Source organism: Streptomyces sp. HmicA12 (assembly GCF_000373565.1).
Lineage (GTDB): Bacteria > Actinomycetota > Actinomycetes > Streptomycetales > Streptomycetaceae > Streptomyces.
In genome coordinates this window covers 392,899-406,640 of record NZ_KB891797.1, presented here as the reverse complement: position 1 = coordinate 406,640, position 13,742 = coordinate 392,899, and the positions used below count along the sequence as shown (strand labels likewise).

Here is a 13,742-nt window from a genome sequence, read left to right as displayed (position 1 = left end):
TCACACGTCTGTGGGAGACCAGATCATTACCGAGCGTTAGCCTGAAGGCCCCGGCGAGACTCCGTCCCATGGGAGCACTGATGAGCATCGATCCGAAGGCGTCCACGCCTACCTGGCCGATGCCGCCCGAGGGCGGCTACACCGCCGACGACCTGGACCGGCTTCCGAATCTTCCTCCGCACACGGAATTGATCGACGGGAGCCTGGTCTTCGTGAGTCCGCAGACCGTGTTTCACACGCGCGCCATCGACTTCTTCAACTGGCAGCTTCAATCCCTGGCCCCCGCCCAGTTCGAGGTGGTCCGCGAGTTCACCATCGACATCGACCGTCAGAACCGTCCCGAGCCCGATGTGGTGGTCGTCCGCGAGGACGTCGTCGAGGACCCCGACCAGACCCGTTTCCCCGCCGAGGCCGTCCTTCTCGCCATCGAGGTCGTCTCCCCCGAGTCGGTCTCGCGCGACCGCGAGACGAAGCCCATGAAGTACGCCCGCGCCAAGATCCAGCACTACTGGCGCGTGGAGAACGAGAACGGCAAGGCCGTCGTCCACGCCTTCGAGCTGGAACCCACCACCGGCACGTACACCAGCGTCGGAATCTTCCGTGAGCGCATGAAGGTGGACGCGCCCTTCCCGGCGGACCTGGATCTCACCGCGATCAAGCCCCGCCGCGGCAGGAGCGAGTAACCCTGTACGACACGGAAGCCCGGCCCCTCCCAGGGACCGGGCTTCCGCACACTGAGCGGCGCGCTACCGCACGAACACGCCCGCCTGGCTCGCCAGGTCCAGGAAGTACTGCGGCGCGACACCGAGCACGACCGTGACGGCCACGCCCACCGCGATCGTCGTCATGGTCAGCGGCGACGGCACGGCGACGGTCGGACCGTCGGCCTTCGGCTCGCTGAAGAACATGAGGACGATGACGCGGATGTAGAAGAACGCGGCGATGGCCGACGAGACCACACCGACCACGACCAGCGCACCCGCGCCACCCTCGGCGGCCGCCTTGAACACGGCGAACTTGCCCGCGAAGCCGGATGTCAGCGGGATACCGGCGAAGGCCAGCAGGAACACGGCGAAGACCGCCGCCACCAGCGGGGACCGCCGGCCGAGACCCGCCCACTTCGACAGGTGCGTCGCCTCGCCGCCCGCGTCGCGCACGAGCGTCACCACGGCGAAGGCGCCGATCGTGACGAACGAGTACGCGCCCAGATAGAAGAGCACCGACGAGACGCCCTCCGGCGTCGTCGCGATGACACCGGCCAGGATGAAGCCGGCGTGCGCGATCGACGAGTACGCGAGGAGCCGCTTGATGTCGGTCTGGGTGATCGCGACGATCGCGCCGCCGAGCATCGTGACGATGGCGATCGCCCACATGACCGGCCGCCAGTCCCAGCGCAGCCCCGGCAGGACCACGTACAGGAGCCGGAGCAGGGCGCCGAAGGCGGCCACCTTGGTCGCCGCCGCCATGAAGCCGGTGACGGGCGTCGGGGCGCCCTGGTAGACGTCCGGCGTCCACATGTGGAACGGCACGGCGCCGACCTTGAACAGCAGTCCCGCGGCGATGAGCGCGACGCCGATCAGCAGGAGCGCGTCGTTGCCCATGGTGTCGGCGAGGGCCGGGTCGATGGTCGTGACCGAGCCGTCGACGACGCTCGCGATGGTGGCGTACGAGACCGAGCCCGCGTAGCCGTAGAGCAGCGCGATGCCGAACAGGGTGAAGGCGGACGCGAAGGCGCCGAGCAGGAAGTACTTGACCGCGGCCTCCTGCGACATGAGCCGCTTGCGGCGGGCCACGGCGCACAGCAGGTACAGCGGCAGCGAGAAGACTTCCAGGGCGATGAAGAGCGTCAGCAGGTCGTTCGCCGACGGGAAGACCAGCATGCCGCCGATCGCGAACAGCGCGAGCGGGAACACCTCGGTCGTCGTGAACCCGGCCTTTATGGCGGCCTGTTCGCTGTCGCTGCCGGGCACGGACGCGGCCTGCGCGGCGAACGAGTCGACGCGGTTGCCGTGCGCCTCCGGGTCGAGCCGCCGCTCCGCGAACGTGAAGATCGCGACCAGACCGGCCAGCAGGATGGTCCCCTGGAGGAAGAGCGACGGACCGTCGACGGCGATCGCGCCCATGGCCGCGATGTGCGCCTTGGTCGTCCCGTAGCCACCCGCCGCGAGTCCCACGACCGCCGCGAAGGCCGCCGCGAGGGCCACGACCGACAAGAACACCTGCACGTAGTAACGGGACTTACGCGGTACGAACGCCTCGACCAGGATCCCCAGGACGGCGGCACCGATGACGATCAGGGTCGGGGACAATTGCCCGTATTCGATCTTCGGTGCGTCGATCTTGGAGATCGGATCGGCGGCTGTTGTCCACAGGCTGTGGACGGCTGGAGCGCTCAACAGGGAACTCACTTGTGGGCCGCCTCCACTTCCGGCTTCGGGTCCTTCTTCTGGACGTCGGACATGGTGTGCTTGACCGCCGGGTTCACCAGCTCGGTCAGCGGCTTCGGGTACACACCCAGGAAGATCAGTACGGCGATCAGCGGGACCACGACGGCCAGTTCGCGCGCCTTCAGGTCGGCGATGCCCTCGTTCGACGGCTTCACCGGGCCCGTCATGGTGCGCTGGTAGAGCACCAGCGTGTAGAGAGCGGCGAGCACGATGCCGATCGTCGCGATGATGCCGATGACCGGGTAGCGCGCGAACGTGCCGACCAGGACCAGGAATTCACTCACGAAGGGCGCGAGCCCCGGCAGTGAGAGCGTGGCCAGACCGCCGATCAGGAACGTCCCGGCGAGCACCGGGGCGACCTTCTGCACACCGCCGTAGTCGGCGATGAGCCGCGAGCCGCGCCGCGAGATCAGGAACCCGGCGACCAGCATCAGCGCGGCCGTCGAGATGCCGTGGTTGACCATGTAGAGCGTCGCGCCCGACTGGCCCTGGCTGGTCATCGCGAAGATGCCCATGATGATGAAGCCGAAGTGCGAGATCGACGCGTACGCGACCAGGCGCTTGATGTCGCGCTGGCCGACGGCGAGCAGGGCGCCGTAGACGATGCTGATGAGCGCCAGGACGAGGATGACCGGCGTCGCCCACTTGCTGGCCTCCGGGAACAGCTGGAGGCAGAAGCGGAGCATCGCGAACGTGCCGACCTTGTCGACAACTGCCGTGATCAGTACGGCGACCGGGGCCGTGGCCTCGCCCATCGCGTTCGGCAGCCAGGTGTGCAGCGGCCACAGCGGGGCCTTCACCGCGAAGGCGAAGAAGAAGCCGAGGAAGAGCAGCCGCTCGGTGTTGGTCGCCATGTCGAGCGAGCCGCTCGCGCGGGCTTCCGCGATCTCCGAGAGGGAGAAGCTCCCCGCCACCACGTAGAGGCCGATGACGGCCGCCAGCATGATGAGGCCGCCGACCAGGTTGTAGAGGAGGAACTTCACGGCCGCGTACGAGCGTTGGGTCGCGGCCTCCTTCTCGCCGTGCGGGCCCGCGCGGTCCCCGAAGCCACCGATGAGGAAGTACATCGGGATCAGCATGGCTTCGAAGAAGATGTAGAAGAGGAAGACGTCGGTGGCCTCGAAGGAGATGATCACCATCGCCTCGACCAGCAGGATCAGGGCGAAGAAGCCCTGCGTCGGCCGCCACCGGCCCGCAGCGACGCTGCTGAGAGGCTCAGTACCGGTCTCCAGCGGGTCCGCGTCGTTCCAGCCCGCCAGGATGACGAACGGGATCAGCAGCGCGGTCAGCGCGACGAGCGCCACCCCGATGCCGTCCACGCCCAGTTCGTAGCGGACCCCGAAGTCCCTGATCCAGGAGTGGGACTCGGTCAGTTGATAGCGCGCGCCCCCCGGGTCGAAGCGCACCGCGACCACCGCCGCGACCACCAGGGTCGCGAGCGAGAACAGCAGCGCGAGCCACTTGGCCGCGGTGCGCTGCTTCGCCGGTACGGCGGCCGTGGCGATGGCGCCCACGGCCGGCAGTACCGCCGTCGCTGTCAGCAGAGGAAAGGACATCGGTATCAGACCGCCCTCATCAGCAGGGTCGCGGCGACGATGACCGCCGCACCGCCGAACATCGAGACGGCGTACGAGCGCACGTAGCCGTTCTGGAGCTTGCGCAGTCGGCCGGACAGGCCGCCGACCGAGGCCGCCGTCCCGTTGACCACCCCGTCGACCAGGGTGTGGTCGACGTAGACCAGCGAGCGCGTGAGGTGCTCGCCGCCGCGCACGAGGACGACGTGGTTGAAGTCGTCCTGGAGCAGGTCGCGCCGGGCCGCTCGGGTGAGCAGCGAGCCGCGCGGGGCGACGACCGGGACCTCGCGGCGCCCGTACTGGAGCCAGGCGATGGCCACACCGATCACCAGGCACACCATGGTGGCGCCGGTGACCGCGCCCGCGCTGATCGGCGCGTGCCCGTGGTCGTGTCCGGTGACCGGCTCCAGCCAGTGCAGGAAGCGGTCGCCGATGGAGAAGAAGCCACCCGCGAAGACGGAGCCGACCGCGAGGACGATCATCGGGATCGTCATGGACGACGGCGACTCGTGCGGGTGCGGCTCGTGGCCCTCCGCGTCCGGCTGCCAGCGCTTCTCGCCGAAGAAGGTCATGATCATCACGCGGGTCATGTAGAACGCGGTGATGGCGGCGCCGAGGAGGGCGACGGAGCCGAGGATCCAGCCTTCCGTCCCGCCCTTCGCGAACGCCGCCTCGATGATCTTGTCCTTGGAGAAGAAGCCGGACAGGCCGGGGAAGCCGATGATGGCCAGGTACCCGAGGCCGAACGTCACGAAGGTGACCGGCATGTACTTCCTGAGGGCGCCGTACTTCCTCATGTCGACCTCGTCGTTCATGCCGTGCATGACCGATCCGGCGCCGAGGAAGAGCCCGGCCTTGAAGAAGCCGTGCGTCACGAGGTGCATGATCGCGAAGACGTAGCCGATGGGGCCGAGGCCCGCGGCGAGGATCATGTACCCGATCTGCGACATCGTCGAGCCGGCGAGGGCCTTCTTGATGTCGTCCTTCGCGCAACCGACGATCGCACCGAACAGCAGCGTGACCGCACCGACGATGGTGACGACGAGCTGGGCGTCCGGGGCGCCGTTGAAGATCGCGCCGGAGCGGACGATCAGGTAGACGCCCGCGGTCACCATGGTCGCGGCGTGGATGAGGGCCGAGACCGGGGTCGGGCCCTCCATCGCGTCGCCGAGCCAGGACTGCAGCGGCACCTGCGCCGACTTGCCGCACGCGGCGAGCAGCAGCATCAGGCCGATGGCGGTGAGCTTGCCCTCGGAGGTGTCGCCGACGCTGTCGAGCACCGGCTTGAAGGCGAACGTCCCGAAGGTCGTGAACATCAGCATGATCGCGATGGACAGACCCATGTCACCGACACGGTTGACCAGGAACGCCTTCTTCGCGGCGGTCGCCGCGCTCGGCTTGTGCTGCCAGAAGCCGATCAGCAGGAACGAGGCGAGGCCCACGCCCTCCCAACCGACGTACAGCAGAAGGTAGTTGTCGGCGAGGACGAGGAGCAGCATCGCCGCGAGGAACAGGTTCAGGTAGCCGAAGAAGCGGCGGCGCCGCTCGTCGTGCTCCATGTACCCGATCGAGTAGATGTGGATCAGCGTGCCCACGCCGGAGATCAGCAGGACGAACGTCATCGACAGCTGGTCCAGCTGGAAGGCGACGTCCGCCTGGAAGCCCTCGACGGGGATCCAGCTGAACAGGTGCTGGGTGAGCGTGCGGTCCTCCGGGCCCTTGCCGAGCAGGTCGGAGAAGAGCACGACGGCGATGACGAAGGAGACGGCCGCGAGCAGCGTCCCGAGCAGATGACCCACCCGGTCCAACGCCCGCCCGCCGCACAGCAGTACGGCCGCTCCGAGCAGTGGCGCCGCTACCAGCAGCGCAATCAGGTTCTCCACTGGATGCGACCCCTTACAGCTTCATCAGGCTGGCGTCGTCGACCGAGGCCGAGTGGCGGGAACGGAACAACGACACGATGATCGCGAGCCCGACCACGACCTCCGCGGCGGCGACGACCATCGTGAAGAAGGCGATGATCTGGCCGTCGAGGTTGCCGTGCATCCGGGAGAACGCGACGAACGCGAGGTTGCACGCGTTCAGCATCAGCTCGATACACATGAACACGACGATCGCGTTCCGCCTGATGAGCACGCCGGTGGCGCCGATCGTGAACAACAGGGCGGCGAGATACAGGTAGTTGACCGGATTCACTTCGACGCCTCCTCTGAACGCTCCAGACGGTCGGCCGAGCGCTGCTCCAGGGCCTTGAGGTCGCTGAGCGCCTCACCGGAGACGTCGCGGATCTGACCGCGCTCGCGCAGCGTCTGCATGACAGTGAGCTCCGACGGGGTGCCGTCGGGCAGCAGGCCGGCGATGTCCACCGCGTTGTGCCGGGCGTAGACACCCGGGGCGGGCAGCGGCGGCAGGTGCTTGCCCGCGCGCACGCGCTCCTCGGACAGCTCCCGCTGGGTCTTGGCCCGCTCGGTGCGCTCGCGGTGGGTGAGCACCATGGCGCCGACGGCGGCCGTGATCAGCAGGGCGCCGGTGATCTCGAAGGCGAAGACGTACTTGGTGAAGATGAGGGCGGCGAGGCCCTCCACGTTCCCGCCCGCGTTCGCCTTGCCGAGTCCGGTGAACTCCGTCAGCGACGCGTTCGCGATCCCCGCGAACAGCAGGACACCGAAGCCGAGACCGCACAGGGCGGCGAGCCAGCGCTGCCCCTTGATGGTCTCCTTCAGGGAGTCGGCGGCGGTGACACCGACGAGCATGACCACGAAGAGGAACAGCATCATGATCGCGCCCGTGTAGACGACGATCTGCACGATGCCCAGGAAGTACGCGCCGTTGGCCAGGTAGAACACCGCGAGGATGATCATGGTCCCGGCCAGGCAGAGCGCACTGTGCACGGCCTTCTTCATCAGGATCGTGCACAGCGCGCCGATGACGGCGACGGTGCCGAGGACCCAGAACTGGAAGGCCTCACCGGTGGAGGTGGAGTAGGCGGCGAGGGTCATGCGCCGGCCCCCTCTTCCACCGCTTCAGAGGGCTTCTCGCCCTTGGAGACGGCCACTTGGGGCTCCGTGCCGGGCGCGGCCTCCGTGACCAGACCCCGGTAGTAGTCCTGCTCGTCCATGCCCGGGAAGATCGAGTGCGGCGACTCGACCATGCCTTCCTCGAGGCCGGCGAGCAGCTGCTCCTTGGTGTAGATCAGGTTGGCCCGGCTGCTGTCCGCCAGCTCGAACTCGTTCGTCATCGTCAGCGCGCGCGTGGGGCACGCCTCGATGCACAGGCCGCACAGGATGCAGCGGGCGTAGTTGATCTGGTAGACGCGGCCGTAGCGCTCACCCGGCGAGTAGCGCTCCTCCTCGGTGTTGTCCGCGCCCTCCACGTAGATGGCGTCCGCCGGGCAGGCCCAGGCGCACAGCTCGCAGCCGACGCACTTCTCCAGGCCGTCCGGATGGCGGTTGAGCTGGTGCCTGCCGTGGAAGCGGGGAGCGGTGGTCTTCTCCTGCTCCGGGTACTGCTCGGTGAGCCGCTTCTTGAACATGGCCTTGAAGGTCACACCGAAGCCGGCAACGGGATTCTGGAACCCCGGCTTGGTGTCCTTCTCGTTCGTCTCGTCAGCCATCGGACGCCTCCTTTCCGTCACTGGAACCGCCAAGTGATTCGTCACTCGCAGTATCGGGGCCACCACTGACAATCAACTCCCGCTCACGGCGCGGGCGTCGGCGCGGAACGGGCGGCAGGGTCTGTCCGGGCAGCGGCGGCACGGGGAATCCGCCCGCCATCGGGTCGAAGGCCACGGGCTTCTCGGCCTCGGCGGCCTCCCTGGCGCCCCGGTCGCGGAACATGTCGACGATGTACGACAGGACCAGGACCACGAGGATGCCCCCGGCGACGTACAGGAAGACGTTCCCGATGCTGTAGTTCTCGTTGCGCAGCGTGCGGATGGTCGCCACGAGCATCAGCCACACCACGGAGACCGGGATGAGGACCTTCCAGCCGAGCTTCATCAGCTGGTCGTAGCGCACGCGCGGGAGGGTGCCGCGCAGCCAGATGAAGAAGAACAGCAGCAGCTGGACCTTGACGACGAACCAGAGCATCGGCCACCAGCCGTGGTTCGCGCCCTCCCAGAACGTCGAGACGGGCCACGGTGCGCGCCAGCCGCCCAGGAAGAGCGTCACGGACACCGCGGAGACCGTCACCATGTTCACGTACTCGGCGAGCATGAACATCGCGAACTTGATCGACGAGTACTCGGTGTTGAAGCCGCCGACGAGGTCACCCTCGGACTCCGGCATGTCGAACGGTGCGCGGTTCGTCTCGCCGACCATCGTCACGATGTAGATCAGGAACGAGACCGGCAGCAGCACGATGTACCAGCGGTCGTGCTGCTGGGCGACGATCTCCGACGTCGACATCGAGCCCGAGTACAGGAACACCGAGGCGAACGCGGCGCCCATCGCGATCTCGTACGAGATCATCTGCGCGCAGGACCGCAGGCCGCCGAGGAGCGGGTACGTCGATCCGGAGGACCAGCCGGCGAGGACGATGCCGTAGATGCCGACGGAGGCGACCGCGAGGATGTAGAGCATCGCGATCGGCAGGTCGGTGAGCTGCATCGCCGTACGGTGACCGAAGATCGAGATCTCGCCCCCGGACGGGCCGAACGGGATCACCGCGATCGCCATGAAGGCCGGGATGGCCGCGACGATCGGCGCGAGGATGTAGACGACCTTGTCCGCGCGCTTGACGATCAGGTCTTCCTTGAGCATCAGCTTGATGCCGTCGGCGAGCGACTGGAGCATGCCCCAGGGGCCGTGCCGGTTCGGGCCGATGCGCAGCTGCATCCAGGCGACGACCTTGCGCTCCCACACGATGGAGAACAGCACGGTCACCATCAGGAAGGCGAAGCAGAAGACCGCCTTGATGACGACCAGCCACCACGGGTCCGTGCCGAACATCGACAGGTCTTCGAGGGCGAGTGGGCTCACTCCCGTGGAACTCATGACTGCACCTCCGGGGCCGCGGCGAGCGCCGGACCGATCTTCACCAGGTCGCCGGGTACGGCACCGGTGTCCGAAGCGACGCCCCCGCCGAGGGAGTTCAGCGGCAGCCAGACGACCCGGTCGGGCATCTCCGTGACCTGGAGCGGGAACCGCACGCTGCCCGCGGAGCCGGTGACGGCCAGCATGTCGCCGTCCTTCACACCCGCCTCCGCGGCCGTGGCGGCGGACACGCGCGCGTGGGCGGCGTGCCGGGTCCCCGCGAGGGCCTCGTCACCGTCCTGGAGACGACCTTGGTCGAGCAGCAGCCGGTGCCCGGCGAGCACGGCCTCCCCCGAGGCGGGCCGCGGCAGCACCGCCGCCGTCTCCAGGGGCTCGGTGGCGTGCGGCCCGTCCCAGTTGCCGAGGCGGTCCAACTCCCCGCGTGCGGCGCGCAGATCGGGCAGCCCCAGGTGTACGTCCATGGCGTCGGCCAGCATCTGCAGCACGCGCGCGTCCGTGGGCGCGACGCGGCGCGTCATCTGGTCGGGCTTGAGCGCGGCCTCGAACATCCGGGCCCGGCCCTCCCAGTTGAGGAACGTGCCCGCCTTCTCGGCGACCGCGGCCACCGGGAGGACGACGTCGGCGTGGTCGGTGACCTCGCTGGGACGCTGCTCCAGGGAGACCAGGAACCCGACCTCGTGAAGGGCTTCACGCGCGCGTGCCGGGTTCGGCAGGTCCGCGATCTCGACCCCCGCCACCACGAGGGCTCGCAGTTCACCCGTGACGGCGGACTCCACGATCTGGCCGGTGTCGCGCCCGTAGCGGTGCGGCAGTTCGGCGACGCCCCAGGCGGCGGCGACCTCTTCCCGCGCGCGCGGGTCGGTCGCCGGACGGCCGCCCGGCAGCAGCGACGGCAGCGCGCCCGCCTCGACGGCGCCGCGCTCACCGGCCCGGCGCGGGATCCACACCAGCTGGGCGCCGGTCGCGGACGCGGCCCGTACGGCGGCGGTGAGCCCGCCCTCGACGGCGGCGAGCCGCTCGCCGACGACGAGCACGGCGCCTTCGGTGCGCAGGGCCTCCGAGGCGACGGCTCCCCCGTCCTCCAGACCGATGCCGGAGGCGAGCGCGTCCAGCCACTCGGTCTCGGTGCCGGGAGCGGCGGGCAGCAGCGTGCCGCCCGCCTTCTCCAGGCCGCGCGTCGCGTGCGTGGCGAGCGAGTAGACCTTCTGGCCGTGCTTGCGCCACGCCTTGCGGAGCTTGAGGAAGACGCCGGGCGCCTCCTCCTCCGACTCGAAGCCGACCAGGAGCACGGCCGGGGCCTGCTCCAGCTTCGTGTACGTGACGCCGCTGCCGTCCAGGTCGCGTCCGCGACCCGCGACCCGCGCGGCCAGGAAGTCGGCTTCCTCGATGCTGTGCACGCGCGCGCGGAAGTCGATGTCGTTCGTGTCGAGGGCCACGCGCGCGAACTTGCTGTACGCGTAGGAGTCCTCGACCGTGAGTCGGCCACCGGTGAGGACACCGGTCCGGCCGCGCGCGGCACTGAGCCCGCTGGCGGCGGCCTCCAGGGCCTCCGGCCAGGAGGCGGGCCGCAGTTCACCGGTCTCCGTGTCCCGTACCAGCGGTGTGGTGAGCCGGTCCGGCTTCTGCGCGTAGCGGAAGCCGAAGCGGCCCTTGTCGCAGATCCAGTCCTCGTTGACCTCGGGGTCGTTGGCCGCGAGACGGCGCATGACCTTTCCGCGCCGGTGGTCGGTGCGGGTCGCGCAGCCGCTGGAGCAGTGCTCGCAGACGCTCGGCGACGAGACGAGGTCGAAGGGCCGGGAGCGGAAGCGATACGCCGCCGAGGTCAGCGCCCCGACCGGGCAGATCTGGATGGTGTTCCCGGAGAAGTACGACTCGAAGGGGTCGCCCTCACCGGTGCCGACCTGCTGCAGCGCGCCGCGCTCGATCAGCTCGATCATCGGGTCGCCCGCGACCTGGTTGGAGAACCGGGTGCAGCGGGCGCACAGCACGCACCGCTCACGGTCGAGCAGCACCTGCGTGGAGATCGGGACCGGCTTCTCGTACGTGCGCTTCTTGCCCTCGAAGCGGGAGTCGGACTGGCCGTGCGACATGGCCTGGTTCTGCAGCGGGCACTCGCCGCCCTTGTCGCAGACCGGGCAGTCGAGGGGGTGGTTGATGAGCAGCAGCTCCATGACCCCCTTCTGCGCCTTCTCGGCGACCGGGGAGGAGAGCTGGCTCTTGACGACCATGCCGTCGGTGCAGGTGATGGTGCAGGACGCCATCGGCTTGCGCTGGCCCTCCACCTCCACGATGCACTGGCGGCAGGCGCCGGCCGGGTCGAGGAGCGGGTGGTCGCAGAACCGGGGGATCTCGATGCCCAGCATCTCGGCGGCGCGGATGACGAGGGTCCCCTTGGGGACGCTGATCTCGATGCCGTCGATGGTGAGGGAGACGAGGTCCTCCGGCGGAACAGCCGCCTCACCGCCTCCGGAGGGGCGTTGGCCCGCGGCGGAGCCGCTGTTCGGATGCAGTACGGTCACGCGTTCACCTCCGTGGGGTGCTGGTCGGACCGGTCGGCCCAGAGAGTCGAGCGGGCCGGGTCGAAGGGGCAGCCCTTGCCCGTGATGTGTTGCTCGTACTCGTCGCGGAAGTACTTGAGCGAGGAGAAGATCGGCGAGGCGGCGCCGTCGCCGAGGGCGCAGAAGGACTTGCCGTTGATGTTGTCGGCGATGTCGTTGAGCTTGTCGAGGTCCTCCATCGAGCCCTTGCCGGCCTCGATGTCGCGCAGCAACTGCACGAGCCAGTAGGTCCCTTCGCGGCAGGGCGTGCACTTGCCGCAGGACTCGTGGGCGTAGAACTCGGTCCACCGCGTGACGGCGCGCACGACGCAGGTCGTCTCGTCGAAGCACTGCAGGGCCTTGGTGCCGAGCATCGATCCGGCGGCGCCGACACCCTCGTAGTCGAGGGCCACATCGAGGTGTTCCTCGGTGAACATCGGGGTCGAACTGCCGCCCGGGGTCCAGAACTTGAGGCGGTGGCCCGGTCGCATGCCGCCGCTCATGTCGAGGAGCTGGCGCAGCGTGATGCCGAGCGGGGCCTCGAACTGGCCGGGGTTGGCGACGTGGCCGCTGAGCGAGTACAGCGTGAAGCCCGGGGACTTCTCGCTGCCCATCGACTTGAACCAGTCCTTGCCCCGATGGAGGATCGCGGGAACCGACGCGATGGACTCGACGTTGTTCACCACAGTGGGGCACGCGTACAGGCCCGCGACCGCGGGGAAGGGGGGACGGAGTCGCGGCTGGCCACGGCGGCCCTCGAGCGAGTCCAGGAGTGCGGTCTCCTCGCCACAGATGTACGCGCCCGCGCCCGCGTGCACGGTGAGTTCGAGGTTCAGACCGGACCCGAGGATGTCCTGCCCGAGGAATCCGGCGTCGTACGCCTCGCGCACGGCCTCGTGCAACCGCCGCAGAACGGGGACCACTTCACCGCGCAGGTAGATGAACGCGTGCTCGGACCGGATCGCGTAGCACGCGATCACGATGCCCTCGATGAGGCTGTGCGGGTTGGCGAAGAGGAGCGGGATGTCCTTGCAGGTCCCGGGCTCCGACTCGTCGGCGTTGACCACCAGATAATGCGGCTTGCCGTCCCCCTGCGGAATGAACTGCCACTTCATCCCGGTGGGGAATCCGGCGCCTCCGCGTCCGCGCAGGCCCGAGTCCTTCACGTAGGCGATGAGGTCGTCCGGCGACATGGCGAGGGCCTTGCGCAGTCCCTCGTAGCCGTCGTGCCGGCGGTACACGTCCAGGGACCAGGACTTGTCCTCGTCCCAGAAGGCCGACAGGACCGGAGCGAGCAGTTTCTCCGGGCTGGTCTCGTTGTTGCTGACTTCGGCGGCCAAGGTCATCACTCCCCCTCCTCGGCGGTCGGCCCCGCTGGGTGCTGCGGGTCGGAGGCCGACGTGTCCTGCGGCGCGTCGTGCGAACTCAGGTGCTCGGCGGGCGAGGGGTCGTGCGGAGCCTCGCCGTCGCGGGTCTCGGCCCGCTGGTGGACCACGCGGGCGGGCGGCGTCTCGCCCTTGGCCAGGTGCAGGCCGATCAGGGAGGCCGGGCCCGCGCTGCCGCTCGCCTCGACGGCGCCCTCGCGCTCGTCGGGGAAACCGGCCAGGATGCGCGCGGTCTCCTTGAAGGTGCACAGCGGAGCACCGCGGGTGGGTGACACCTGCGCTCCCGTGCGCAGGTCGTCGACCAGCCGCTTGGCGGTCTCGGGCGTCTGGTTGTCGAAGAACTCCCAGTTGACCATCACCACGGGAGCGAAATCACAAGCGGCGTTGCACTCGATGTGCTCCAGCGTGATCTTGCCGTCGTCCGTGGTCCCGTTGTTGCCGACGCCGAGGTGCTCCTGGAGCGTCTCGAAGATGGCGTCGCCCCCCATCACCGCGCACAGCGTGTTGGTGCAGACGCCGACCTGGTAGTCGCCGCTGGGCCCGCGCCGGTACATCGTGTAGAAGGTCGCGACGGCCGTGACCTCCGCCGTGGTCAGCCCGAGCATCTCCGCGCAGAACCGCATGCCGGTGCGCGTGACGTGCCCCTCCTCCGACTGCACGAGGTGCAGCATCGGCAGCAGGGCCGAGCGGGAGTCGGGGTAGCGGGAGACGATCTCCTTCGCGTCCGTCTCCAGACGGGTTCGGACGTCGTCCGGGTAGCCGGGCGCGGGCAGCTCGGGCATGCCCAGGCTGACGCCCTGGCCCG

General features: G+C 68.9%; 11 protein-coding genes. 1 reads left to right on the top strand and 10 read right to left on the bottom strand.

What is annotated here, in order from left to right; translation table 11 throughout:
- Positions 1-80 precede the first annotated feature (80 nt).
- A complete protein-coding gene (locus B072_RS0102015) occupies positions 81-683 on the top strand; it encodes a Uma2 family endonuclease (RefSeq protein WP_018528264.1) in 603 nt (200 codons plus the stop codon).
- Positions 684-746: 63 nt separating this feature from the next.
- On the opposite strand, the gene nuoN is transcribed toward B072_RS0102015, so the two are convergent.
- The 10 genes from nuoN to nuoE are packed head-to-tail and all read right to left on the bottom strand — an operon-like array spanning position 747 to position 13,719.
- Positions 747-2,396 carry an NADH-quinone oxidoreductase subunit NuoN gene (gene nuoN / locus B072_RS0102010; RefSeq protein WP_026245364.1) on the bottom strand — a complete coding sequence of 550 codons (1,650 nt, stop codon included), beginning with the start codon at positions 2,394-2,396 and terminating at the stop codon, positions 747-749.
- Positions 2,397-2,404: 8 nt separating this feature from the next.
- On the bottom strand, positions 2,405-4,003 hold the full coding sequence (locus B072_RS0102005) for an NADH-quinone oxidoreductase subunit M (protein ID WP_018528262.1): 1,599 nt from the start codon (positions 4,001-4,003) through the stop codon (positions 2,405-2,407).
- A 5-nt stretch (positions 4,004-4,008) separates the two neighbouring features.
- A complete protein-coding gene (gene nuoL, locus B072_RS0102000; protein ID WP_018528261.1) occupies positions 4,009-5,904 on the bottom strand; it encodes an NADH-quinone oxidoreductase subunit L in 1,896 nt (631 codons plus the stop codon).
- A 13-nt stretch (positions 5,905-5,917) separates the two neighbouring features.
- On the bottom strand, positions 5,918-6,217 hold the full coding sequence (gene nuoK / locus B072_RS0101995; protein ID WP_003974374.1) for an NADH-quinone oxidoreductase subunit NuoK: 300 nt from the start codon (positions 6,215-6,217) through the stop codon (positions 5,918-5,920).
- Complete coding sequence (locus B072_RS0101990) at positions 6,214-7,020, bottom strand: NADH-quinone oxidoreductase subunit J (RefSeq protein WP_018528260.1); 807 nt, start codon at positions 7,018-7,020, stop codon at positions 6,214-6,216. Before B072_RS0101990 ends, nuoK begins: the two co-directional genes overlap by 4 nt.
- Complete coding sequence (gene nuoI / locus B072_RS0101985; RefSeq protein ID WP_018528259.1) at positions 7,017-7,634, bottom strand: NADH-quinone oxidoreductase subunit NuoI; 618 nt, start codon at positions 7,632-7,634, stop codon at positions 7,017-7,019. Before nuoI ends, B072_RS0101990 begins: the two co-directional genes overlap by 4 nt.
- Positions 7,627-9,000: an NADH-quinone oxidoreductase subunit NuoH gene (gene nuoH, locus B072_RS0101980; RefSeq protein ID WP_018528258.1), complete on the bottom strand. Its 1,374-nt coding sequence runs from the start codon at positions 8,998-9,000 to the stop codon at positions 7,627-7,629. The genes nuoI and nuoH overlap by 8 nt, the downstream gene beginning before the upstream one ends.
- A gap of 11 nt (positions 9,001-9,011) precedes the next feature.
- On the bottom strand, positions 9,012-11,534 hold the full coding sequence (locus B072_RS0101975) for an NADH-quinone oxidoreductase subunit G (RefSeq protein WP_018528257.1): 2,523 nt from the start codon (positions 11,532-11,534) through the stop codon (positions 9,012-9,014).
- The gene (gene nuoF / locus B072_RS0101970) at positions 11,531-12,898 is read right to left on the bottom strand and encodes an NADH-quinone oxidoreductase subunit NuoF (protein ID WP_018528256.1); all 1,368 of its coding nucleotides are present in this window, start codon (positions 12,896-12,898) and stop codon (positions 11,531-11,533) included. Before nuoF ends, B072_RS0101975 begins: the two co-directional genes overlap by 4 nt.
- Entirely contained in the window at positions 12,898-13,719 is an 822-nt protein-coding gene (gene nuoE / locus B072_RS0101965; RefSeq protein ID WP_018528255.1) for an NADH-quinone oxidoreductase subunit NuoE, read from the bottom strand. Before nuoE ends, nuoF begins: the two co-directional genes overlap by 1 nt.
- Positions 13,720-13,742 lie beyond the last annotated feature (23 nt).

Bases quoted from the DNA above. Each gene is read 5' to 3' on its own strand.
- B072_RS0101990 (WP_018528260.1), bottom strand. From the start codon at position 7,020: ATGACCCTCGCCGCCTACTCCACCTCCACCGGTGAGGCCTTCCAGTTC.
- nuoF (WP_018528256.1), bottom strand. From the start codon at position 12,898: ATGACCTTGGCCGCCGAAGTCAGCAACAACGAGACCAGCCCGGAGAAA.
- B072_RS0102005 (WP_018528262.1), bottom strand. From the start codon at position 4,003: ATGTCCTTTCCTCTGCTGACAGCGACGGCGGTACTGCCGGCCGTGGGC.
- nuoI (WP_018528259.1), bottom strand. From the start codon at position 7,634: ATGGCTGACGAGACGAACGAGAAGGACACCAAGCCGGGGTTCCAGAAT.
- nuoE (WP_018528255.1), bottom strand. From the start codon at position 13,719: ATGCCCGAGCTGCCCGCGCCCGGCTACCCGGACGACGTCCGAACCCGT.
- B072_RS0102015 (WP_018528264.1), top strand. From the start codon at position 81: ATGAGCATCGATCCGAAGGCGTCCACGCCTACCTGGCCGATGCCGCCC.